Annotated in this window: 23 protein-coding genes; 19 read left to right on the top strand and 4 right to left on the bottom strand. The window is 64.3% G+C overall.

Annotated elements, in window-relative coordinates:
• Nucleotides 1-63: 63 nt before the first annotated feature.
• Together L867_RS0121410 and rsmI are read right to left on the bottom strand one after the other, a co-directional pair.
• Nucleotides 64-432: a YraN family protein gene (locus L867_RS0121410; RefSeq protein WP_028738724.1), complete on the bottom strand. Its 369-nt coding sequence runs from the start codon at nt 430-432 to the stop codon at nt 64-66.
• Complete coding sequence (rsmI, locus tag L867_RS0121405; RefSeq protein ID WP_408606004.1) at nt 429-1,292, bottom strand: 16S rRNA (cytidine(1402)-2'-O)-methyltransferase; 864 nt, start codon at nt 1,290-1,292, stop codon at nt 429-431. Before rsmI ends, L867_RS0121410 begins: the two co-directional genes overlap by 4 nt.
• A 299-nt stretch (nt 1,293-1,591) precedes the next feature.
• On the opposite strand from rsmI, the gene dnaN reads away from it, so the two are divergent.
• The 4 genes from dnaN to pyrF all read left to right on the top strand — a co-directional run bounded on the left by dnaN (nt 1,592) and on the right by pyrF (nt 4,724).
• Nucleotides 1,592-2,710, top strand: coding sequence for a DNA polymerase III subunit beta (dnaN, locus tag L867_RS0121395; RefSeq protein ID WP_028738722.1), 1,119 nt, complete (start codon nt 1,592-1,594; stop codon nt 2,708-2,710).
• 121 nt (nt 2,711-2,831) lie between these two features.
• Nucleotides 2,832-3,425, top strand: coding sequence for a phospholipid N-methyltransferase PmtA (gene pmtA, locus L867_RS0121390; RefSeq protein WP_028738721.1), 594 nt, complete (start codon nt 2,832-2,834; stop codon nt 3,423-3,425).
• A 19-nt stretch (nt 3,426-3,444) separates the two neighbouring features.
• A complete protein-coding gene (locus L867_RS0121385) occupies nt 3,445-4,035 on the top strand; it encodes a histidine phosphatase family protein (RefSeq protein WP_028738720.1) in 591 nt (196 codons plus the stop codon).
• Nucleotides 4,032-4,724: an orotidine-5'-phosphate decarboxylase gene (pyrF, locus tag L867_RS0121380; RefSeq protein ID WP_028738719.1), complete on the top strand. Its 693-nt coding sequence runs from the start codon at nt 4,032-4,034 to the stop codon at nt 4,722-4,724. Before L867_RS0121385 ends, pyrF begins: the two co-directional genes overlap by 4 nt.
• Before the next feature lie 32 nt (nt 4,725-4,756).
• Here pyrF and L867_RS0121375 read toward each other — a convergent pair whose 3' ends face one another.
• A complete protein-coding gene (locus tag L867_RS0121375) occupies nt 4,757-5,848 on the bottom strand; it encodes a right-handed parallel beta-helix repeat-containing protein (protein WP_232363990.1) in 1,092 nt (363 codons plus the stop codon).
• 117 nt (nt 5,849-5,965) lie between these two features.
• Between L867_RS0121375 and L867_RS0121370 the strand changes: the two genes are divergently transcribed.
• The 3 genes from L867_RS0121370 (at nt 5,966) to L867_RS27785 (ending at nt 7,700) form a co-directional block, all read left to right on the top strand.
• Nucleotides 5,966-6,253, top strand: coding sequence for a DUF1330 domain-containing protein (locus L867_RS0121370; RefSeq protein WP_028738717.1), 288 nt, complete (start codon nt 5,966-5,968; stop codon nt 6,251-6,253).
• A gap of 119 nt (nt 6,254-6,372) precedes the next feature.
• Nucleotides 6,373-7,353, top strand: coding sequence for a complex I NDUFA9 subunit family protein (locus L867_RS0121365; RefSeq protein ID WP_028738716.1), 981 nt, complete (start codon nt 6,373-6,375; stop codon nt 7,351-7,353).
• Nucleotides 7,354-7,541: 188 nt separating this feature from the next.
• Nucleotides 7,542-7,700, top strand: a complete 159-nt coding sequence (locus tag L867_RS27785; protein WP_028738715.1) for a hypothetical protein — start codon at nt 7,542-7,544, stop codon at nt 7,698-7,700.
• 67 nt (nt 7,701-7,767) lie between these two features.
• On the opposite strand, the gene L867_RS0121355 is transcribed toward L867_RS27785, so the two are convergent.
• The gene (locus L867_RS0121355; protein ID WP_028738714.1) at nt 7,768-8,586 is read right to left on the bottom strand and encodes an undecaprenyl-diphosphate phosphatase; all 819 of its coding nucleotides are present in this window, start codon (nt 8,584-8,586) and stop codon (nt 7,768-7,770) included.
• 148 nt (nt 8,587-8,734) lie between these two features.
• Here L867_RS0121355 and L867_RS0121350 point away from each other — a divergent pair, with 148 nt between their 5' ends.
• From L867_RS0121350 to L867_RS0121295, 12 genes are all read left to right on the top strand, one after another.
• Complete coding sequence (locus L867_RS0121350; RefSeq protein WP_028738713.1) at nt 8,735-9,427, top strand: glutathione S-transferase family protein; 693 nt, start codon at nt 8,735-8,737, stop codon at nt 9,425-9,427.
• A gap of 12 nt (nt 9,428-9,439) precedes the next feature.
• A complete protein-coding gene (gene queG, locus L867_RS0121345; RefSeq protein ID WP_028738712.1) occupies nt 9,440-10,594 on the top strand; it encodes a tRNA epoxyqueuosine(34) reductase QueG in 1,155 nt (384 codons plus the stop codon).
• Between the two features lie 4 nt (nt 10,595-10,598).
• Nucleotides 10,599-11,492 (top strand): SDR family oxidoreductase, encoded by an 894-nt coding sequence (locus L867_RS0121340; RefSeq protein ID WP_028738711.1) that lies wholly within the window; start codon nt 10,599-10,601, stop codon nt 11,490-11,492.
• Between the two features lie 343 nt (nt 11,493-11,835).
• Entirely contained in the window at nt 11,836-12,198 is a 363-nt protein-coding gene (locus L867_RS0121335) for a septal ring lytic transglycosylase RlpA family protein (RefSeq protein ID WP_028738710.1), read from the top strand.
• A gap of 99 nt (nt 12,199-12,297) precedes the next feature.
• The gene (locus L867_RS0121330) at nt 12,298-13,587 is read left to right on the top strand and encodes an RsmB/NOP family class I SAM-dependent RNA methyltransferase (RefSeq protein ID WP_028738709.1); all 1,290 of its coding nucleotides are present in this window, start codon (nt 12,298-12,300) and stop codon (nt 13,585-13,587) included.
• Between the two features lie 142 nt (nt 13,588-13,729).
• Entirely contained in the window at nt 13,730-15,010 is a 1,281-nt protein-coding gene (locus tag L867_RS0121325; protein ID WP_028738708.1) for an imelysin family protein, read from the top strand.
• A 50-nt stretch (nt 15,011-15,060) separates the two neighbouring features.
• Entirely contained in the window at nt 15,061-16,593 is a 1,533-nt protein-coding gene (locus L867_RS0121320; RefSeq protein ID WP_104368067.1) for a di-heme oxidoreductase family protein, read from the top strand.
• The gene (locus L867_RS0121315; protein ID WP_028738706.1) at nt 16,590-17,693 is read left to right on the top strand and encodes an imelysin family protein; all 1,104 of its coding nucleotides are present in this window, start codon (nt 16,590-16,592) and stop codon (nt 17,691-17,693) included. Before L867_RS0121320 ends, L867_RS0121315 begins: the two co-directional genes overlap by 4 nt.
• A 1-nt stretch (nt 17,694) precedes the next feature.
• The gene (locus L867_RS0121310) at nt 17,695-18,777 is read left to right on the top strand and encodes a DUF1513 domain-containing protein (RefSeq protein ID WP_028738705.1); all 1,083 of its coding nucleotides are present in this window, start codon (nt 17,695-17,697) and stop codon (nt 18,775-18,777) included.
• Between the two features lie 42 nt (nt 18,778-18,819).
• Nucleotides 18,820-19,272 carry a TspO/MBR family protein gene (locus tag L867_RS0121305; protein WP_028738704.1) on the top strand — a complete coding sequence of 151 codons (453 nt, stop codon included), beginning with the start codon at nt 18,820-18,822 and terminating at the stop codon, nt 19,270-19,272.
• A gap of 85 nt (nt 19,273-19,357) precedes the next feature.
• The gene (locus L867_RS0121300; RefSeq protein WP_028738703.1) at nt 19,358-19,807 is read left to right on the top strand and encodes a PaaI family thioesterase; all 450 of its coding nucleotides are present in this window, start codon (nt 19,358-19,360) and stop codon (nt 19,805-19,807) included.
• Entirely contained in the window at nt 19,804-20,442 is a 639-nt protein-coding gene (locus tag L867_RS0121295) for a 5'-methylthioadenosine/S-adenosylhomocysteine nucleosidase (protein ID WP_028738702.1), read from the top strand. Before L867_RS0121300 ends, L867_RS0121295 begins: the two co-directional genes overlap by 4 nt.
• Nucleotides 20,443-20,499 lie beyond the last annotated feature (57 nt).

Here is a 20,499-nt window from a genome sequence, read left to right as displayed (position 1 = left end):
GCGGAATTAAACGTTTTGTGTCACTTCGATTACAGCAATCGCCGATACGAAAGCAAAACGAACCTAAAACGCGTCTTCGATATGGCGAGGCCACGTCCAGGGCACGATGGCGACGATGTCGTAGCGCAGCGACAGACGCGCGGCATCGGGCTGGCGGGCAAGCCAGTGATCGCCTGCGGCGCGGATTCGGTTCTGGCTGGTGAAGGTCACAGCATCGATCGCGGCCATCAGGTCGCGGCGAGCCTTGACCTCGATAAAGGCGATCACTTCACCGCGGCGCGCGATGATGTCGACCTCGCCTGCCCGGGCGCGGTAGCGCATGGCGAGGATGCTATATCCTTTCGCCATCAGAAATATCGCCGCCCCCCATTCCGACCACCGTCCCCGACGTTCGGCACGCTTTCGCTTTTCGGGCGGGGCGAACCGGCTCATCCCTCACCCTTCAGCTCAAGCAGACGCTGGTACAGGTCCTTGCGCGGCAGGCCGGTGATCTTTGCCGCTTCCGTTGCCGCTTTCGCGGTGGGTAAGGTTTCCGCGAGCTGGGCGAGGATGCGATCGATCTCGCCGGCTTCCGGCGCCGGTTTTTCCAGCGGCGGGCCGACCACCAGCACGACTTCGCCCTTGACGGTCCGGTCGGCGTAGTAGTCGGCAAGTTCCCGCAGCGAGCCGCGGCGGAACTCCTCGAAGGTCTTGGTCAGCTCCCGGCACACCGAAGCCGGTCGTTCGGCCCCGAGCTCATCCGCGGCGGCAGCGAGCGTGTCGCCGATCCGGTGCGGGCTCTCGAAGAAGATGAGGGTGGCGGGCACCTCGCGCAATTGCGCCAGCCGTTCGTGGCGCGCCTTGTCCTTCACCGGCAGGAAGCCGGCAAACAGGAAGGCGTCGTTGGGCAGGCCGGAACCGACGAGGGCGGCAAGCGGCGCCGAGGCGCCGGGGATCGGTACGACGCGATGGCCCGCCTCGATCGCCAGCTGGCCGAGACGATAGCCGGGGTCGGAGACGAGCGGGGTCCCGGCATCCGAGACGAGCGCCACGGACCGGCCGGCCTCCAGCGCCGCGATCAGCTTCGGTCCTGCCTCGTTGGCATTGTATTCGTGATAGGAGTAGGGCCGGTTCTGGATGCCGAAACGGTCCAGCAGCACGCGGGTCACGCGCGTATCTTCGCAGGCCAGCACATCGGCACCGGCCAGCGTTTCCAGCGCCCTGAGCGTGATGTCGCCGAGATTGCCGATCGGGGTTGCGACCAGATAGAGCGCCGGCTCCAGCGGCCGGGCGGCGATCACCACGTCGCTCACCCGATAGGTCCGCTGCGGCGAAGCCGCCTCTTTTCCGTCCTCAGCCACAGTCACGTCCCGTCTCTCCGCATTGTTCCCTCCTTATCGTCCAGCCCCTGCGATTGGGCAAGGGCCGCGCCCGCCCGCACCGGCGTTAGCCATTGCGTCAATTTGGTGCGAACGCCGCGCAGCTGCCTCTTGCTTTTCTCGTTCAATTCCTGCCATTTTGCCCGTCCACATTGTCCGGCCGTCCTCAGTGGCCGGGAGGAACAGTGCGGTCCCGAAGTCTGGACCGCGACAGGTCGAAAGCGGTAGTGTCCATGCGTATTACTCTTGAACGGTCGAACCTTCTGAAATCGCTGAACCACGTGCATCGCGTGGTCGAGCGGCGCAACACGATCCCGATTCTTTCGAACGTCCTGCTGCGCGCCGAGGGCGCGAGCCTGGCGATGAAGGCGACCGACCTCGACCTCGAGATCACCGAGGCGACGCCGGCCATGGTCGAGCAGGCGGGCGCGACCACGGTTCCCGCGCACCTGCTCTATGAAATCGTCCGCAAGCTGCCGGACGGCGCCGAAGTGCTGCTCGCCACCACGCCCGACGGCGCATCCATGACGGTTGCCTCCGGCCGGTCGAAATTCTCGCTGCAGTGCCTGTCGGAAACCGACTTCCCGGACCTGACGGCCGGCAATTTTTCGCATTCCTTCAAGCTGAAGGCGAGCGACCTGAAGATGCTGATCGATCGCACCCAGTTCGCGATCTCGACCGAAGAGACCCGCTACTACCTGAACGGCATCTTCCTGCACACGATCGAGAGCGGCGGCGCGCTGAAGCTCCGCGCGGTAGCAACCGACGGCCATCGCCTGGCCCGCGCCGATGTCGAGGCGCCGTCCGGCTCGGAAGGCATGCCGGGCATCATTATTCCGCGCAAGACGGTCGGCGAACTGCAGAAGCTGATGGACAATCCCGACCTGCTGGTCACCGTCGAGGTCTCCGACGCCAAGATCCGCCTCACCATCGGCGAGATCGTCATAACCTCCAAGCTGATCGACGGCACCTTCCCCGACTACCAGCGTGTCATTCCGGCGGCCAACGACAAGGAAATGCGGGTCGATTGCCAGACCTTCGCCCAGGCCGTCGACCGCGTATCGACAATTTCCTCCGAGCGCGGCCGCGCCGTGAAGCTGGCGCTGTCGGACGGCCACCTGATGCTCACCGTCAACAACCCGGATTCCGGCAGCGCGACGGAAGAAGTCGCAGTCGGCTACGAAAACGACGCGATGGAAATCGGCTTCAACGCCAAATACCTGCTTGATATCACCGCGCAGCTGTCCGGCGACGACGCGATCTTCCTGCTGGCCGATGCCGGTTCGCCAACGCTGATCCGCGATACGGCCGGTGACGACGCGCTGTATGTTCTGATGCCGATGCGGGTTTAAGTCACGATTCGCACAGGCAATTTTGCCGGTTGCGGCATTTCGCCTTGTTTTTGCGACAAACCCGGGCGACATTTGCCGGGCGCGGATGTACGCGCTTTAGGTCTTGAGTGGGGATTAGGCCATGGTACGACGGTTGAAGCAGAAGTTCGAGAAGAAGTTCGATGAGGAGATCCGCTTCTTCAAGGGCATGATGCAAGGGCCGAAGACCGTAGGCGCCATCGCTCCGACATCCTCGATCACCGCACGCAGGATGGCCAGCGTCGTCAATCCGCATGCAAGCCTGCCGGTCCTGGAGCTCGGCCCCGGGACGGGCGTGATCACCAAGGCGATCCTGGCGCGCGGCGTGAAACCGGAAAACCTCGTTTCGATCGAGTATTCCGAGGATTTCTACGATCACCTGGTCCAGGCATATCCGGGCGTCAACTTCATTCACGGCGATGCCTTCGATCTTAAAACGACGCTCGGCCCCCTTGCCGACCAGATGTTCGACTCGGTCGTCTCCGCTGTTCCCCTTCTGAATTTCCCGATGTCGGAGCGCATCCGTATGCTGGAAGCCCTGCTCGACCGCCTGCCGGCAGGACGCCCGGTCATGCAGATTTCCTACGGCGCCGTCTCGCCGATCATCGCCAAGCCGGAAAGCTATCACATCCAGCATTTCGACTTCGTAATGCGCAACATTCCACCGGCGCAGCTGTGGATCTATCGTCGCGGCTGACGACAGGCGGCACGCCCGGATGTTCGGCCTCTATATCACCCACCCCCAGGTCCGGATCGATCCGGCCGTTCCCGTTCCGCAATGGGGACTGTCGGAGATCGGCACCGCCCGCGCAAAACAGGCCGCTTCACGCCCCTGGGCGAAGCAACTCGCACGCATCGTCTCCAGCGCCGAGGTCAAGGCGATCGAGACCGCGGAAATCCTCGCGAGCGCCGCCGGTATCGGCTTCGAGACGGTCGAGGTAATGCACGAAAACGATCGCTCGGCGACCGGTTTCCTGAAGCCGGACGAATTCGAGAAGGCCGCCGACTGGTTTTTTGCCCATCCGCTGGAGAGCTTTCGCGGCTGGGAGAGGGCGATGGACGCTCAGGCCCGCATCGTCGGCGCGGTTACGGCCATCCTTGACGATCACGATCCGGCTGCACCGATCGCCTTTGTCGGCCATGGGGGAGTCGGCACGCTGCTCAGGTGCCACCTGCTCGGCATCCCGATCAGCCGCGCCGAAGACCAGCTGCCCGGCGGCGGCAATCTTTACGCCTTCTCTCTTGCGGATCGGCGCATCGCATGCGACTGGACGCCGATTGAAGACTGGAAGGGGATCGACCCATGACGCCACGCGAACGCCTCATCGTCGGCCTGGATGTGCCGACCGTACGGGAAGCCGAAGCCATCGTCGAAACGCTCGGCGACGACATCCTCTTCTATAAGATCGGCTATCAGCTGGCCTTCGCCGGCGGGCTGGAATTCGCCCGCGAACTGGCCCAGAGCGGCAAGAAGATCTTCCTCGACATGAAGTTGCTCGACATCGACAACACGGTCGCTTCGGGCGTCGAAAATATCGCCAAGATGGGCATGTCGATGCTGACCCTGCACGCCTATCCGAAGGCCATGCGCGCCGCGGTCAAGGCCGCGGAAGGCTCCGGGCTGTGCCTGCTCGGCGTCACCGTGCTCACCTCGATGGACGAGCAGGACCTGGTCGATGCCGGCTATGAATACGATCCTCACACACTCGTGCTGAAGCGCGCCGAACAGGCCCGCATCGCCGGCATGGGCGGCATCGTCTGCTCGGCCGAAGAGGCAAGCGCCGTGCGCAAGGTGATCGGACCCGACATGGCGCTGGTCACCCCCGGCATCCGCCCGGCCGGCGCCGACAAGGGCGACCAGAAGCGGGTGATGACGCCCGCCGACGCGCTGAAGGCCGGTTCCAGCCACCTCGTCGTCGCCCGGCCGATCGTCAAGGCCGCCGATCCGAAGGCTGCGGCCCGTGCCATTCTGGATGAGATGGCCACCGCCCTCTGACCGCAGGCCTTTCCCTCCCCCGGCAGACGCGGTCAATCGTTCCCGACGATCTCGTTGGTCGGGTCGGCGTTGCGGATGAGGCCCCTGCCGCCGCCGATGAAGCGGTTGTCGCGCACGATGTTGAATTGCGCGAAATCCCGCGGATCAAGGCTGCTGCCGAAGGGGAAGGCCGGATCGCTGAAGCGGTGAGAGGTCTTGCCATTGCGCTGGTTGAGCCAGATGGCCGGCCGCGGACGGCCTGCCGGCTCGTAGCGGAAGGTATTGCCCTCGATGACATTGTACTGCGGCGGCTGGTGGCGGATCGTGCCGCCCTCGCCCGCATTGCGGTAGAGGAAGATGCCGCCGTTCACCGGATTCTCGAACACATTGCCGGAGATGACGTTGCGGGCCGAGCCGTCGATGGCGATCTGCTCGCGCCGCGTCGTCTTCATGGCGAAGAGGTTTCCGGTGAAACGGTTCTCGGCGCTTTCGGCATCGAGATAGACAGCCGTGCCCTTGGCCTCGCCCCGGAAGCGTGATCCGTTGACCGTCACCCGCGTGACGCCCGGGCCGAGATAGAGCGGCACTGTGCCGCGCGCCACGAAATCGAGATTGTCGAGCAGGATATCCCGCGGCGCGGCGGCCTGCGCCCTTGCCGTGTGATCGCGGCGGCGCGAGGAAAGCTTGACCAGCTCGCCCTGCCCGTTGGGGCCAAGCCCCATCAGCCGCAGGTTACCGATGATCTTGCAGTTCCTGACAGTCACGCCTTCAGGAACGCTCCACTGCCCGTCTCCTCCCTTGAGCGAACGGATCACGACGGTCGGGCGGCCGGCGCCGATCACCGCGTCAGCCGTGCCGAGCGTTCCGCCCTTGCAATCGAGGGTGACGCCGGAGGCCCGGGCGCCGGAAAAGGCGATCGGCCGGGAAATCACATCCTTCGGACCGAGCGTCATGTCGCAGGCGATCTCGAGCGGGCGCGCCTTCGGGTCGGCGGGTTTGCGCAACTCGGCATAGAGCGGCGCCTGGCAGGCCTTGGCCTCAGCCTGCGCTGGAGCGCAAAGGGCAAAGCCCACCGCCAGCACGGCCCCGGCCAGCCACATGCCGCCGGTGAGGACCATCATTCGTCTCGGATCGTATCTGCGCATCGATTCTTCCTTGTTGACCAGCCGACGGCCGGGCCATCGCGACGCGGCGAAGTGCTTGACCGTGACGCAAATTTACTGAAATAAACCGGCATAACCAGTCAAAGGTGGGACGAAAACATGGCCAAGGGCTACTGGATCGCACGAGTCGATATTCGCGATGCCGAACGTTACAAGGACTATGTCGCGGCAGCGAAGCCGGCCTTCGAGAAGTTCGGTGCAAAGTTCCTCGCGCGCGGCGGCGCGTTCACCGAGCTCGAAGGCAAGGCCCGGGCCCGCAACGTGGTCATCGAGTTCCCTTCGCACCAGGCCGCGGTCGACTGCTACAACTCGCCCGAATACCAGATTGCCGCAAAGATCCGCCAGGAAGTGGCCGACGCGGAAATGGTGGTCGTCGAAGGCGCTTGAGTAAGACCTTTTTCGCGGGGCCGCGCATGTCGACGGCCCTTCCGCTCGCCTTTCGATTCGGCTAAAGACAGCGAGATCTTCAGCGCATCTCAGCGCATGCCTATTCCAAGGAGCCCGTCATGACCTTGTCCAACCTTCCGCCGCTCGTCACCGTGTTCGGGGGATCGGGTTTTGTCGGGCGTCACGTCGTGCGGGCCCTTGCCAAGCGTGGCTACCGCATCCGCGTCGCGGTGCGTCGTCCCGACCTCGCCTTCTTCCTGCAGCCGCTCGGCAATGTCGGACAGATTTCCTTCGTCCAGGCCAATCTTCGCTATCGCGCTTCGGTCGACCAGGCGGTCCAGGGCGCCGACCATGTCGTCAACTGCGTCGGCATCCTGTTCGAGAGCGGCCGCAACAGCTTCGACGCCGTGCAGGACTTCGGCGCACGCGCCGTGGCCGAGGCTGCCCGTTCGGCCGGCGCCCGGCTGACCCATGTTTCCGCCATCGGCGCCGATGCCAAGTCCGGTTCCGACTATGCCGCTTCCAAGGGCCGCGCCGAGGCCGCCGTTCTGTCGATCAAGCCGGACGCCGTCATCCTGCGCCCGTCGATCATCTTCGGACCGGAAGACGGCTTCTTCAACAAGTTCGCCGCCATGGCGAAGATCATGCCGGTCCTGCCGCTGGTCGGCGGTGGCAAGACGAAATTCCAGCCGGTGCATGTCGAGGACGTTGCCGAGGCTGTCGCACGCTCCGTCGATGGCAAGCTCATCCCCGGCAAGGTCTATGAACTCGGCGGCCGTGACGTCATGACGTTCCGCGAATGTCTCGAGACCATGCTCGCCGTCGTCGACCGCAAGCGCCCCTTCCTGACGCTGCCCTTCGGCATCGCCTCGCTGATCGGCAGCCTGTCGTCGATGATCCCCTTCGTCAAACCGGCGCTGACCAGCGACCAGGTCAAGCTGTTGAAGTCCGACAATGTCGTGTCCGATGCCGCCAAGGCCGAGGGCCGCACGCTCGAGGGCATGGGCATCAGCCCTGGTTCGGTCGAAGCGATCCTGCCGACCTATCTCGTCCACTACCGGCCGCACGGCCAGTTTACCGGTTCGGGCAAGGCTGCCTGACCCGTCGCGGAACCAGATCAACCGTCTCGGCGTTGCACAAATGACGCAGAGACGGAATCCTTGCGTTAACTGCGAATTTAGCAAGATCTTCTATTGATGCTCCTGCGGGCAATGCGTAAACAACCACCAGTTCGGACGCGGCGGACACCGCCGGCGACGACCACAAATTCATCTCGAGGGGCCACTTCATGGGTAAGTCTATCGCACTGTTTTTTGCATGTGCGGCATTGGTCATCATCGCCGGTTCGTTCCTGGCACCGTCCACCGTTGCTGCGCGCAAAGGCAATTGCGCACCCGCCTATGGCGTCGATCCCTGCAGCACCGGTTCGATCTCGGTCACGCAGTAAATCTGCGATTCTGATCCAAAAAAATATGGCCGGCTTTCGCCGGCCTTTTCTTTGTCCTTTCACCGCGTCAAGCGGCTCCTCCCAGTCCCAGCAGCAGACCGATCAGCCCCAGTGTGCCGATCACAATCCGCCACCAGGCGAAGAGCGCGTAACCACGCTTCGACACGAAGTCGAGCAGGCTGCGCACCACCAGCAGTGCAGACAGAAATGCCGCGATGAAGCCGATGGCGATGATCGCACCGTCGTCGAAGCTCAGCGCATCGCGGTTCTTGTAGAGGTCGAGGGCAAAGGCGCCGACCATGGTCGGCATGGCGAGGAAGAAGGAGAATTCCGCCGCCGAGCGCTTGTCGGCGCCGAGCAGCAGCGCGCCGACGATCGTCGCGCCGGAGCGCGAAACACCCGGGATCATCGCGACACACTGGCAAAGCCCGATCTTGAAGGCGAGCGACAGCGGGTATTCGGTGACGTCGGTGAACCTGGGCGTAAGCTTCAGCCGGTCGATCCACAGGAGCACGAAACCGCCGAGGATCAGCATGACGCAGATCACCGTCGGGGTTTCGAACAGCACCGACTTGATGAAGTCATGGGCAATCGCCCCGATCACGGCCGCCGGCAGGAAGGCGAGGAGGATCGCCGCGACGAATCGCCGGCTGCCCGGATCGGTCGGCAGACCGATCGCCAGCAGGAAGAGCTTACGGAAATAGACGCTGAGGATCGCCAGGATGGCGCCGAGCTGGATCAGCACGGCGAAGGTGTTTTCCGGCGACTTGAAACCGAGAAAATGACCGGCCAGCAGCACATGCGCGGTCGACGAAACGGGAATGAACTCGGTCAGACCCTCGATCAGGCCGAGAAACAGCGCACTCAGAATGGATTGATCTTCCATGGAAAGTCCTTGAGAAGCGGGGCGGGAGGAAATGCGATTTGCTTGTATTGCGTCAACCAAGCTCCTATAGCTTGGAAGCCGTGGTCATGACCAGCCGCAAGTCGCGCGCCCATGCCGGTGTTCAAACGCCTGAAGAATTCGAGTGACAATGCCAACATTGTATCATCACCCCATGTCCACCGCGTCCCGGTTCATCCGGCTGGTGCTCTCCGAATACGGCTTCCAGGTCGATCTCGTCGAAGAGCAGACATGGGAGAAGCGCCGGGAATTCCTGTCGCTCAACCCGGCCGGAACGCTGCCCGTCTATGTCGACGACAATATGAGGGTGCTGTGCGGACCAGCGGTGATTTCGGAATTCCTCGACGAGACCCACGGCGTGCTGAAGCGCGACCGCAGGCTGCTTGCCGAAGACCCGTTCCAGCGCGCCGAGATCCGCCGCCTGACCGAATGGTTCCTGCAAAAAATGGAGCAGGACGTCACCAAGCCGCTGGTGCGCGAACGCGTGCACAAGCTGCTGATCCCGAACGGGCTCGGCGGTGGGGCGCCCGATTCGAAGGTCCTGCGCACCGCGCGCGGCAATATCCGCCAGCACATGAAATATCTGAGCTGGCTCTCCGGCTCGCGTCCGTGGCTCGCCGGCGACCGGCTGAGCTATGCCGATCTCGCCGCTGCCGCATCGCTCTCCGTGCTCGACTATCTCGGCGAGATCGACTGGTCGGAATATCCCATCGCCAAGGAGTGGTACCAGCGGCTGAAGTCGCGCCCCTCCTTCCGCCCGCTGCTGGCCGAGCGCCTGCGCGGCCTCACCCCGGTTTCGCACTACGCGGACCTGGATTTCTGACGGGACAGGGCCATGCCGCCGGAGCAGGCCGACCCATCGTCCGAAAAGAAGCGTGCGTCGCTGACGGCCTTCATCAGGAAGGAGGCCGAGGCCCAAGGCTTCGAGCTTTGCCGCGTCACCAGACCCGAGGCCATTCCCGAGGCGCCGGCGCGGCTCTCCGCCTATATCGAGGCCGGCTATCACGGCACCATGGAGTGGATGCCGGAGACGCGCGAACGCCGCTCCGATCCGCGTGTGCTGTGGAACGACGTGCGCTCCATCGTCATGTTCGGCATGAATTACGGCCCCGATCTCGACCCGCGTTACCTGCAGGGCAAGCCGGACAAGGGCGCGATCTCGGTCTATGCCCGCAATCGCGACTATCACGATGTGATGAAGGGCCGGCTGAAGGAGATCGCCACGCGCTTTGCCGCGCGGGCCGGCGCCGACGTCAAGGTCTTCGTCGATACCGCGCCGGTGATGGAAAAGCCGCTTGCCGCGTCCGCCGGCCTCGGCTGGCAGGGCAAGCACACCAACCTCGTCAGCCGCGACTACGGCTCCTGGCTTTTCCTCGGCAGCCTGTTCACCACGGCCGATCTGGAGGTCGATGCGCCCGAGATCGATCATTGCGGCTCGTGCCGGGCCTGTCTCGATGCCTGCCCGACCAATGCCTTCCCGGCGCCTTACAAGATCGATGCGCGGCGCTGCATTTCCTATCTGACCATCGAGCACAAGGGCAACATCGACCCTGCGCTGCGCGCCGCCTTCGGCAACCGCATCTACGGCTGCGACGACTGTCTGTCGGCCTGTCCGTGGAACAAGTTCGCGCGCGAGGCGCGCGCGATGAAGCTTCAGGCCCGCGCCGACCTGATCGAGCCGGACCTCTCCTTCCTGCTTTCGCTCGACGACCCGACGTTCCGCAGCTTCTTCAGTGGCTCTCCCGTCAAGCGCATCGGCCGCAACCGCTTCGTCCGCAATTGCCTGATCGCTGCCGGCAATTCGGGTCTCCGTGATCTGATCCCCGCCTGCCGGACGCTGATCGGCGACACGGCACCGGAGGTTCGCGGCATGGCGATCTGGGCCCTGTCGCGCCTGCTGCCGGAGGCGGAATTTGCAGAGCTGCGCGAGGGGCATCTTCCGGGCGAGGCCGAAGCCGAGGTAAGACGTGAATGGACGATGTCGGAGTGAAGTGATGCATGTGATGATTTTCGGCGCCGGCTATTCCGGCAAGGCCATCGGCCAGCTCCTTTCGTCCCACGGATGCCGGGTTTCGGGCACGACGCGCAGCATCGAGAAGCAGGACGCGTTGCGCGACTGCAGAATTCAGCCTTTCCAGTTCGACGGCGGCGAACTCTCCGACGCGCTCACCGCGGAACTGGCGACGGTCACCCACCTCGTCCAGTCGATCGCACCCGGGCGCGACGGCGACCCGCTGATCCGCCTGTTCACCGGCAGCCAGCTCAAGACGCTGATGCCGAAGCTCGAATGGATCGCCTATCTCTCCACCGTCGGCGTCTATGGCGACCATGACGGCGGCTGGGTGGATGAGGCCACGACGCTCAAACCGGTCTCGCAACGCTCGGTCGAACGTGTCGAAGCGGAAGAGGCCTGGCAGGCCCTTGCCGGGCAGAACGGCCTGCCGCTCGCCATCCTGCGCCTGTCGGGCATTTACGGCCCCGGCCGCAATGCCTTCGTCAACCTCGCCAACGGCACGGCGCGGCGCCTCGTCAAGAAGGACCAGGTGTTCAACCGCATCCGCGTCGAGGATATCGCCGGTGCGACCGCCCTGCTCGCGGAACTGCGCCAACCGGGCGTATATAATGTCACGGACAACGAGCCCTGCCCGCCGCAGGACGTGGTCGCCGAGGCGGCGCGCCTGATGGGCATGGAGCCTCCGCCGGAGCAGCCCTTCGAGACGGCCGACCTGTCGCCTATGGCCCGGTCCTTCTACGGCGAGAACAAGCGGGTCTCGAATGCGCGGCTCAAGGCGCTCGGCTACGCCTTCCGCTTCGGCGACTACCGCCAATCGCTGCAGGATCTGTGGTCGAACGGCACCTGGAACAAAGCCGCCACCCAGGCGTTTTAACAGCAGAACGACACCTCCAGACGATTGATCCACCACCGTCTGCCCCCGAATCTCCACATTTCAGGCAGGGAATGTGGCGGTTCGGATTATTTTTGCGTCATTTTTTTCGTGATCGCACCATTTTGGGATTCGCCCGGAATGGCATTCCGCTTTTCGTCTGAAATTAAACTGCTTTTGCTGGATATTATCAAAAGGTAAACGGCGTGATTCGATATGCCAAATCACGAATGTTACGCACTGTAACATTCCGTGATGACGTAAAGGCACGTTTTTGCCATTTTTCCCCTCGTTTTGGCGATGCCGCGCAAAATTCGGCTCGTGTCAACGACTAGGGAAATGCAAATTGACGAATATCCGACGCTCTAGCTTCACCATCGCAACAATTGTTGCCCTCTCTGCTTGCTTGCCGCTCTCGGCCCATGCGGCCTCTTCCTGCGGCGGCGCATCCTGGTATGCGTTGCACTCCAAGACAGCTTCCGGTGAACGCATGAACCCGTCGCTTCTCACCGCTGCCCACAAGTCGCTGCGCTTCGGCACCAAGCTGAAGGTCACCAATGCGAAGAACGGCAAGAGCGTCGTCGTGCGCATCAATGATCGTGGCCCGTTCATCCGCGGCCGGGTTCTCGACCTCTCCAAGGCCGCAGCCCAGAACATCGGCATGGTCCGCTCCGGCCACGGCAAGGTCTGCTACGAGATCATCGGCTAATCGCCAGCTACGGATCGGGCACGATGCCGACCGGTTAGGCGCTTGCTCTTCCATCGGTTCGCCGCTACCACGCTCTCTTCGAATTCAGGAGAATGGAACATGCGTCTGGGCGGCCGCCTCGCTGGTGCGATCGAAGTACTGGATGACATCGAAGCCCGTCGTCGGCCCGTTGCCGACGCGCTGAAGGACTGGGGCCTCGCGCACCGGTTCGCCGGGTCCGGCGACCGCGCCGCGATCGGCAATATCGTCTACGACGCGTTGAGGATGAAGCTCTCGCATGCCTGGCTGATGGACGACGACAGCGCCGCAGCGCTCGGCTGGGCCGTGCTGCTGCGCCAATGGGGCCTTGACGCCGAAGCGCTGGCGGCCGAGTTCGACGGCGACAATTTTGCCCCCAAGCCGCTGACGGCGGAGCAATTGGCCGCCTTTTCGTCCCGCGACCTCGCCGATGCGCCGCTCAATGTGCAGGGCGACATCCCGGAATGGATCCAGCCCTCCTTCGAAGCCGCCTTCGGCGAAGACTGGCTCGACGAAGCCAAGGCGCTCGCCGGCCGTCCGACGCTCGACCTGCGCGTCAACACCATCAAGGCCAATCGCGACAAGGTTCTGAAAGCGCTCGACCGCACCAGTGCCCAGGCGGCCCGCATCGCCCGCTTCGGCATCCGTATTCCGGCCGGCGAAGGCGCTTCGCGACTGCCCAACGTCACCGCCGAACTCAGCTTCCAGAAGGGCTGGTTCGAGGTTCAGGACGAGGGATCGCAGATCGTCTCCGATCTGGTCGACGCCAAGGAAGGCGATCAGGTTCTCGATTTCTGTGCCGGCGGCGGCGGCAAGACGCTCGCCATCGCCGCGGTGATGAACAACAAGGGCCAGGTCCACGCCTATGACGCCGACCGCAAGCGTCTGGCGCCGATCATCGAGCGGCTGAAGCGCGCCGGCACCCGCAACGTCCAGGTGCACGATAGCCTGCGCGGCATCGAAAGCCTCAAAGGCCATGTCGACCGCGTGCTGGTCGACGCCCCCTGCACCGGCACCGGCACCTGGCGCCGACGCCCCGACACGAAATGGCGCCTGACGCTGCGCAATCTGCAGGAACGCGTCGCCCAGCAACAGGAAGCGCTCAGCGAAGCGGCGGCCTATGTGCGGCCGGGCGGGGAACTGCTCTACGTCACCTGTTCGGCGCTGCCGGAAGAAAACGACGCGCAGGCGACCGCCTTTTGCGCCGCCAATCCCGAATTCGAGATTGCTCCGACGCTCGACAGCTGGGACCGGCTGTTCGGCAAGGATGCGCCGCGCCCAGGCTCGCAGAACGGTCTGACCGTGACGCTCAGCCCCGCCTCGACCGATACCGACGGCTTCTTCTTCTGCCGGATGCGCCGCAAGGCATGAGGCACATCCGCCCGGTCGGATTTGACGAACAACAGGTGGCTGGCGTTTTTCGATACTCGACTATTTGACACCAGTTTCTTTTTCCGCCAAGACAAGGTCGTTCGTTTCACGGAGAGGGCGCGCGAGCGTCGAAGGAGAGACCATGTCCCGCAAATCCATTCTTGGCGCCTCGTTCGCGCTATTGATTGCCTCGGCAAGCTTCATGGCCGGCCCCGCAGCCGCAGCCACCGACGCGGCCGCGGTGCTGAACCACTATGCGGCGCTGGCCCATGCCAAGTATGAGGACTCGCTCAACACCGCCAAGGCGCTCGACGCCGCCATCGACGCGCTGATCGCCACCCCGAGCGATGAGACGCTGAAGGCCGCGCGCGCCGCCTGGATCAAGGCCCGCGTGCCCTATCAGCAGTCGGAAGTCTATCGCTTCGGCAATGCCGTGGTCGACGACTGGGAAGGCAAGGTGAATGCCTGGCCGCTCGACGAGGGCCTGATCGACTATGTCGACGCCTCCTACGGCACCGAGAGCGACGAGAACGCGCTGTTCGTCGCCAACGTGATCGCCAACCCGAAGTTGAAGATCAACGGCAAGGATGTCGACGCCACCAACATCACGCCGGAATTCCTCTCCGGAACCCTGCATGAAGCCGGCGAGATCGAAGCCAATGTGGCGACCGGCTATCACGCCATCGAATTCCTGCTGTGGGGCCAGGACCTCAACGGCACGGGTCCGGGCGCCGGAAACCGCGCCTATACCGACTTCGACACCAAGAACTGCACCAACGGCAATTGCGACCGCCGCGCCGCATACCTGAAGGCCGCCTCCTCGCTGCTGGTTTCCGATCTCGAGGAAATGGTCACCGCCTGGGCGCCGGAAGGCGAAGCGACCAAGACCGTGACCGCCGATCCGAAGGCCGGCATTTCCGCCATTCTCACCGGCATGGGCTCGCTGTCCTACGGCGAACTCGCCGGCGAGCGCATGAAGCTCGGCGTCCTGCTGCATGACCCGGAAGAAGAACACGACTGCTTCTCCGACAACACGCATGCCTCGCACCTCAACGACGCCGTCGGCATCGCGTCCGCCTATACCGGCGAATATACCCGCGCCGACGGCACGAAGATGACCGGTCCTTCGCTCTCCGAACTGGTCGCCGCCAAGGATGCGGCCCTCGACACCGAGATGAAGGCCAAGCTCACCAAGACGCTCGACGCAATGAACGCCATGGCCAAGCGCGCCGAGACGGTCGAGGCCTATGACCAGATGATCGGCGAAGGCAATGCCGAGGGCAACGCCACCGTCCAGGCCGCCATCGACGGCCTGATCGACCAGACCAAGACCATCGAGCGCGTCATTGCGTCGCTGGATCTCGGAACGATCGAGCTTGAGGGTTCCGACAGCCTGGATAATCCTAACGCCGTGTTCCAATAAGAGAAAAAGGCGGGCCATCGGAACTCTCCGGTGGCCCGAATTCCATCATCATGTCCCGCATGACCGCCCGCATCCCCCGGCATCTGCTGCTCGCAACCGGCCTGTCGTTCGCTCTTTTCGGCAATGCGCTGGCCGATGATCCGGTGCGACGGACGGATCTGACGCCGAAGGACCTGAAGCGCGTCGAAAAGGTCACGAGCCCGACGAGCGATTTCTCCAGGCCGGAACCGTTCGAACGGATGCAGGGCGGGGCTGCCACGTCGACCCAGCCGGTCAACGGCGATGCCTTCTCGCACTTCTCGTCCAACATAACCTTCTCCGAAGAAGAGACGTTCAAGCTCGGCAATGCGCTGTTCCGCAAGTTCTGGGTCTCCTCGCCGTCGTCCACCCAGGCGTCCGACGGGCTTGGGCCGCTGTTCAATGCCCGCGCCTGCCAGAGTTGCCACCTGAAGGACGGTCGCGGCCATCCGCCGGAAGGGGCTGCCGATTCAACCTCGATGTTCCTCAGGCTCGCCCGCCCGGCACGGACCGCGGAAGAGAGCCAGGCGGTTGCCGAGCTGAAGGCCGTCAATTTCCCGGACCCGACCTATGGCGGCCAGTTGCAGGACCTCGCCGTGCCCGGCCTCGCGGCCGAAGGGCGGATGGTCATAACCTACAAGGAGGAGCCCGTGACGCTCGCCGGCGGAGAGACCGTGTCGCTGCGCCGGCCGCACTACAGCGTCGCCGATCTCGCCTACGGACCGCTCGCCCCGGATACGACGCTGTCGCCGCGCATTGCCAATCCGATGATCGGCATGGGGCTGATCCAGGCGATTGCCGATGCCGATATTCTCGCCCGGGCCGATCCCGAGGACCGGGACGGCGACGGCATTTCCGGCCGGGCGGCCCGCGCCCGCGATCATCGCACCGGCGAGCTGAAGCTGGGCCGTTTCGGCTGGAAGGCGCAGAACGCCTCGGTGCGCGACCAGAGTTCCGGCGCCTTCAAGGGCGACATCGGCATATCGACGCCAGACGCACCGCACTCCTTCGGCGACTGCACGGAGGCGCAGGCGAATTGCCTGGCCATGCCGACCGGCGTGCAGAAGCGGCTCGGCGATACCGAAGCCCCCGACCCGGTGCTCGACCTCGTCACCTTCTATTCGGAAAACCTCGCGCCGCCGGCGCGGCGCGGCATCGATGATCCGGCCGTGCTCAAAGGCAAATCGATCTTCTACACCTCCGGCTGCGTCGCCTGCCATGCGCCCAAATTCGTGACCAGTCGCAAGGCGGAAAACAAGGCGCACCGGTTCCAGCTGATCTGGCCCTATTCCGATTTCCTGCTGCACGACATGGGCGAGGGTCTCGCCGACGGCCAGCAGGTCGGCGATGCGCGCGGGCGCGAGTGGCGCACCCAGCCGCTCTGGGGTATTGGTCTGACCGAGAGGGTGAACGGCCACACCTTCTTCCTGCATGACGGGCGGGCGCGCAACCTGACGGAGGCCATCCTCTGGCACGGCGGCGAAGCGCAGGCCGCCCGCGACACCTTTGCAGGCCTTGTGGCCGATGATCGCAAGGCGCTCATCGCCTTTCTGGAGTCCCTATGAAGCCTTTCCTCCTCGGCGTCTTCACCGCTCTCAGCCTTGCCGCGACCGCAGCGGCGCAGGATGCCAATCTCGCGCCACCTACGCTGAGGAGCGAGGCGATCCAGGCCGTGATGGAAAAGGCTGTCGACGGTTTCATCCGTCCCGGCTACCACCGCTTCCGCGACGCCTCGGCGGCTCTCGAGACCGACCTGCGTGCGCTCTGCGCCGCACCGTCGACCGAGGCGCTCGACGTGGCCCGGGGCGCGTTCGATGAGACGGTTGCGGCATGGTCGGCGATCGAAATCGTCCGCGTCGGTCCGGTGATCGAGGCCAACCGGTTTGAGCGCATTCTCTTCTACCCCGACCGCAAGAGCACGGGCCTGAAACAGGTCCAGGCCATTCTCGCCAAGCCGGACGAAAGCGCTACCTCGGTCGAGACGCTGAAGGACAAGAGTGTCGCCATGCAGGGGCTCGGCGCGCTCGAATTCGTGCTCTTCGGCACGGGATCCGACGGGCTCGTCGAGGAGAAGGAAGGCTTCCGCTGCCGCTACGGCGCGGCGATCGCCGGCAATCTGGTGCGGCTCGGCGGCGAACTCGCCGAGGCATGGGACAAGCCCGACGGCATTCAGGACGCCTGGAAGCACCCCGGCCCCGACAATCCGGAATTCCGCGACGGCCGCGAGGCAATCTCCGCCCTGCTCGGCATCCTGGTCCATGGCGCGGAGGCGATCCGCGACCAGCGCATCGAAACCTTCTACAAGGGCGAGGAGAACAACACCTTTCCCAAGCAGGCGATCTACTGGCGCTCCGGCAATACCTTCACCTCGATCCACGGCAATATCGAGGGCCTGCGCAGCTTGATAAGGCAATCGGCCATGGTCGACCTGCTGAACGAGGAGTCGCGCTCCATCGTCTCGTCGATCGATTTCGTCGCCAAGGCGCTCGTCCGGGTGGCCGACGACGTCAATCCGGACGTCGAAGCGGCCGTCAGCGATCCGGCCGAGCGCGCCAAGCTCGACTTCCTGCTGCTCAACAGCAAGGATCTGATCCTGCGGCTCAACAACGACTATGGCGGCGCGATCGGTCTTGCCGCCGGCTTCTCCTTCTCCGACGGAGACTGAGATGCGGCGATCGGCGCTGATCGACAGGCGATCCTTCATCAAGGCGGCGGGGGCTTTGTTCCTCGCCTCGCTTTCGCCGCGCGCTCTGTTCGCGCTGGAGCGCAGCGATGCGGTCTTTGCCTCCGGCTTCCGCGCGCCGGACGGACGTTTCGGCATCGGCCTTGTCGCCGAGGACGGCACCTTCATCGACCGGATCGATCTGCCGGACCGCATCCACGGTCTGGGCCACAGCCCGGCAACGGGTCTCTCCGTCGCCTTTGCCCGGCGTCCGGGCACGTTTGCGGTCATCTTCGATTCCCACAAGCGCGGCGAGCCGATCGTGATCGCCGCGCCGGCCGACCGGCACTTCTTCGGCCACGGGCACTTTTCGCCGGACGGCCGTCTGCTCTATGCCAGCGAAAACGATTTCGACGCCAATCGCGGCATGATCGGCATCTATGACGCCACGGATGGTTTCCGCCGGATCGGCGAGTTCGAAGCCCACGGCATCGGCACGCACGACATGACGGTCAGCGACGACGGCCGCCTGCTGATCATCGCCAATGGGGGCATCGAGACCCATCCGGATTTCGGCCGCACCAAGCTCAATCTCGATCGCATGGAACCCTCCCTGGTGATCGCCGATGCGGCGAGCGGTGCGCTGATCGAAAAGCATGTCATGCCGCGCGAGTTCAGCCAGTTGTCGACCCGGCATCTGGACGTCAGTGAGGACGGCCGCGCCTGGTTCGCCTGCCAGTATGAAGGCTCGCGCAACGACATGCCGCCACTGGTCGGGCATTTCGCCAGGGGCGAGGCGCTTTCATTCCTGTTCCTTCCCGAGGAGGTGACGAAAGGCCTTGCCAACTACGTCGGCGCCATCGCCGTCAACCGGCGCGACGGTCTGGTCGGCATCGCCTCGCCGAAGGGCGGCCTCGCCGTCACCATCGACGGTCGGAGCGGCGCGGTGGTCTCGACCGCCCCCGTCGCCGATGCGGCCGGGATCGCACCGGCGGCCTCCGGCTTTGCCGTCTCCTCCTATGACGGCCATTTCGGCGCAAACCGCAGCCCGGTCGCCTGGGACCAGCATATCGTCCGCCTTTCTTAAGCCCGGCCTTGGCGGGGAACAGCGGCGCCCTATGTTCCTGCCATGCGCAAGTTCCTCACCTATCTCGTCTTCATCGCCGTCGTCGTCGGGCTGGGCATTCTCTCGGGCGTCTCCAACATGCCGGGCGAATGGTACCAGTCGCTGGAGAAGCCGTTCTTCAACCCGCCGCCCTGGATCTTCGCGCCGGTCTGGACCGCGCTCTACGTGATGATCGCCATTGCCGGCGCCCGCATCTGGCTGGTCGCGCCGGCCTCCGCCGCGATGCAGATCTGGTTTGCCCAGATCGCCCTCAACATGCTCTGGTCGCCGACCTTCTTCGGCCTTCAGGCGACCGGTCTGGCGTTGCTGCTGATTGTGGCGCTGCTCGTCGCCATCCTGGGCTTCATCTGGAAGGCCGGGCCGCTCGACCGCCTGGCCGGATTGCTGTTCCTGCCCTATGCCGCCTGGGTCGGCTTCGCCACTCTGCTCAACGCCTCGATTTTCCTCATGAACTAGTACCACAGCCGCCCGAATCTGCTCTCGGGCCGCTTGCCGAAGTGCATCGGGCGTGCCAATTTCGCACCTGCGAGAGGGCAGCTATATGAGCGAAATCAACAGCGACGCGGTCGGCGAGCGTATTCGGCAGAGCTTTGCGCGGCAGGGTGCCATGCGCACGCTGGGCGCCGAACTCACCAGCGTCAGCAAGGGCGTCGTGGAAATCGAAATGCCCTTCGACGAGAAGCTGACGCAGCAGCACGGCATCCTGCATGCCGGCGTGATTTCAGCCGCCCTCGATGCCGCCTGCACCTACAGCGCCTATACGATGATCGCGCCGGACGTCTCGCTTCTGACGATCGAGTTCAAGGTCAACCTGATGTCGCCCGGCAAGGGCGAGCGCTTCCTGTTTCGCGGCGAGATTACCAAGCCCGGCTCCACAATCGTCGTCGCAGACGGGCGCGGCTACGCGATCGGGGACGGCCCGGCCAAGCTCATTGCCTCCATGACCAGCACGATGATGGCCGTTCGCGGCCGCGAGGGAATTTCCGGATGACGTTCGAGCTCAAGTCGGTATCAGGCAAGTCGATCCTGTTCGTCATGGCGGTCGAGGCCGAATACGGGTCGTTCCTGCGCTCGCGGATCGAACCGCTGATGACCGGCGTCGGCCCAGTCGAAGCCGCCATCGCGCTGACGCGCACGCTGGCGAAGCTCGAACAGGAAAACGAACGGCCCGACCTCGTCGTCTCGCTCGGCTCGGCAGGCTCGGCCAGGTTGGAGCAGACGGAGATCTACCAGGCGTCCTCTGTTTCCTATCGCGACATGGATGCCTCGCCGCTCGGCTTCGAGAAGGGCCGCACGCCCTTTCTCGACCTGCCGGCGGCGCTCGAACTGCCGCTGCGTATTCCCGGCGTGCCGACCGCCAGCCTCTCGACCGGTGCCAACATCGTTTCGGGCGACACCTATGGCACGATCGACGCCGACATGGTCGACATGGAGACCTTTGCGGTCCTCAGGACATGCCATGCCTTCAACCTGCCGCTGATCGGGCTGCGCGGCATTTCCGACGGCAAGCAGGAACTGAAGCATGTCGACGACTGGAAGGAATATCTCCACGTCGTCGATCGCAAGCTGGCGCTCACCGTCGACACCCTGTTCGAAGCGCTCGAAGACGGCGTGTTCTGGTTCTAGAGCACCGGAATTGCGGACAATCGGCACAATTCTCCGATTGAAAGAACCCGCGCTTTT

Origin of the sequence: Paenirhizobium selenitireducens ATCC BAA-1503 (assembly GCF_000518785.1) — a bacterium.
GTDB lineage: Bacteria > Pseudomonadota > Alphaproteobacteria > Rhizobiales > Rhizobiaceae > Allorhizobium > Allorhizobium selenitireducens.
The sequence above is the reverse complement of the archived record's forward strand: the minus strand, read 5'-3'. Positions and strand labels throughout refer to the sequence as shown.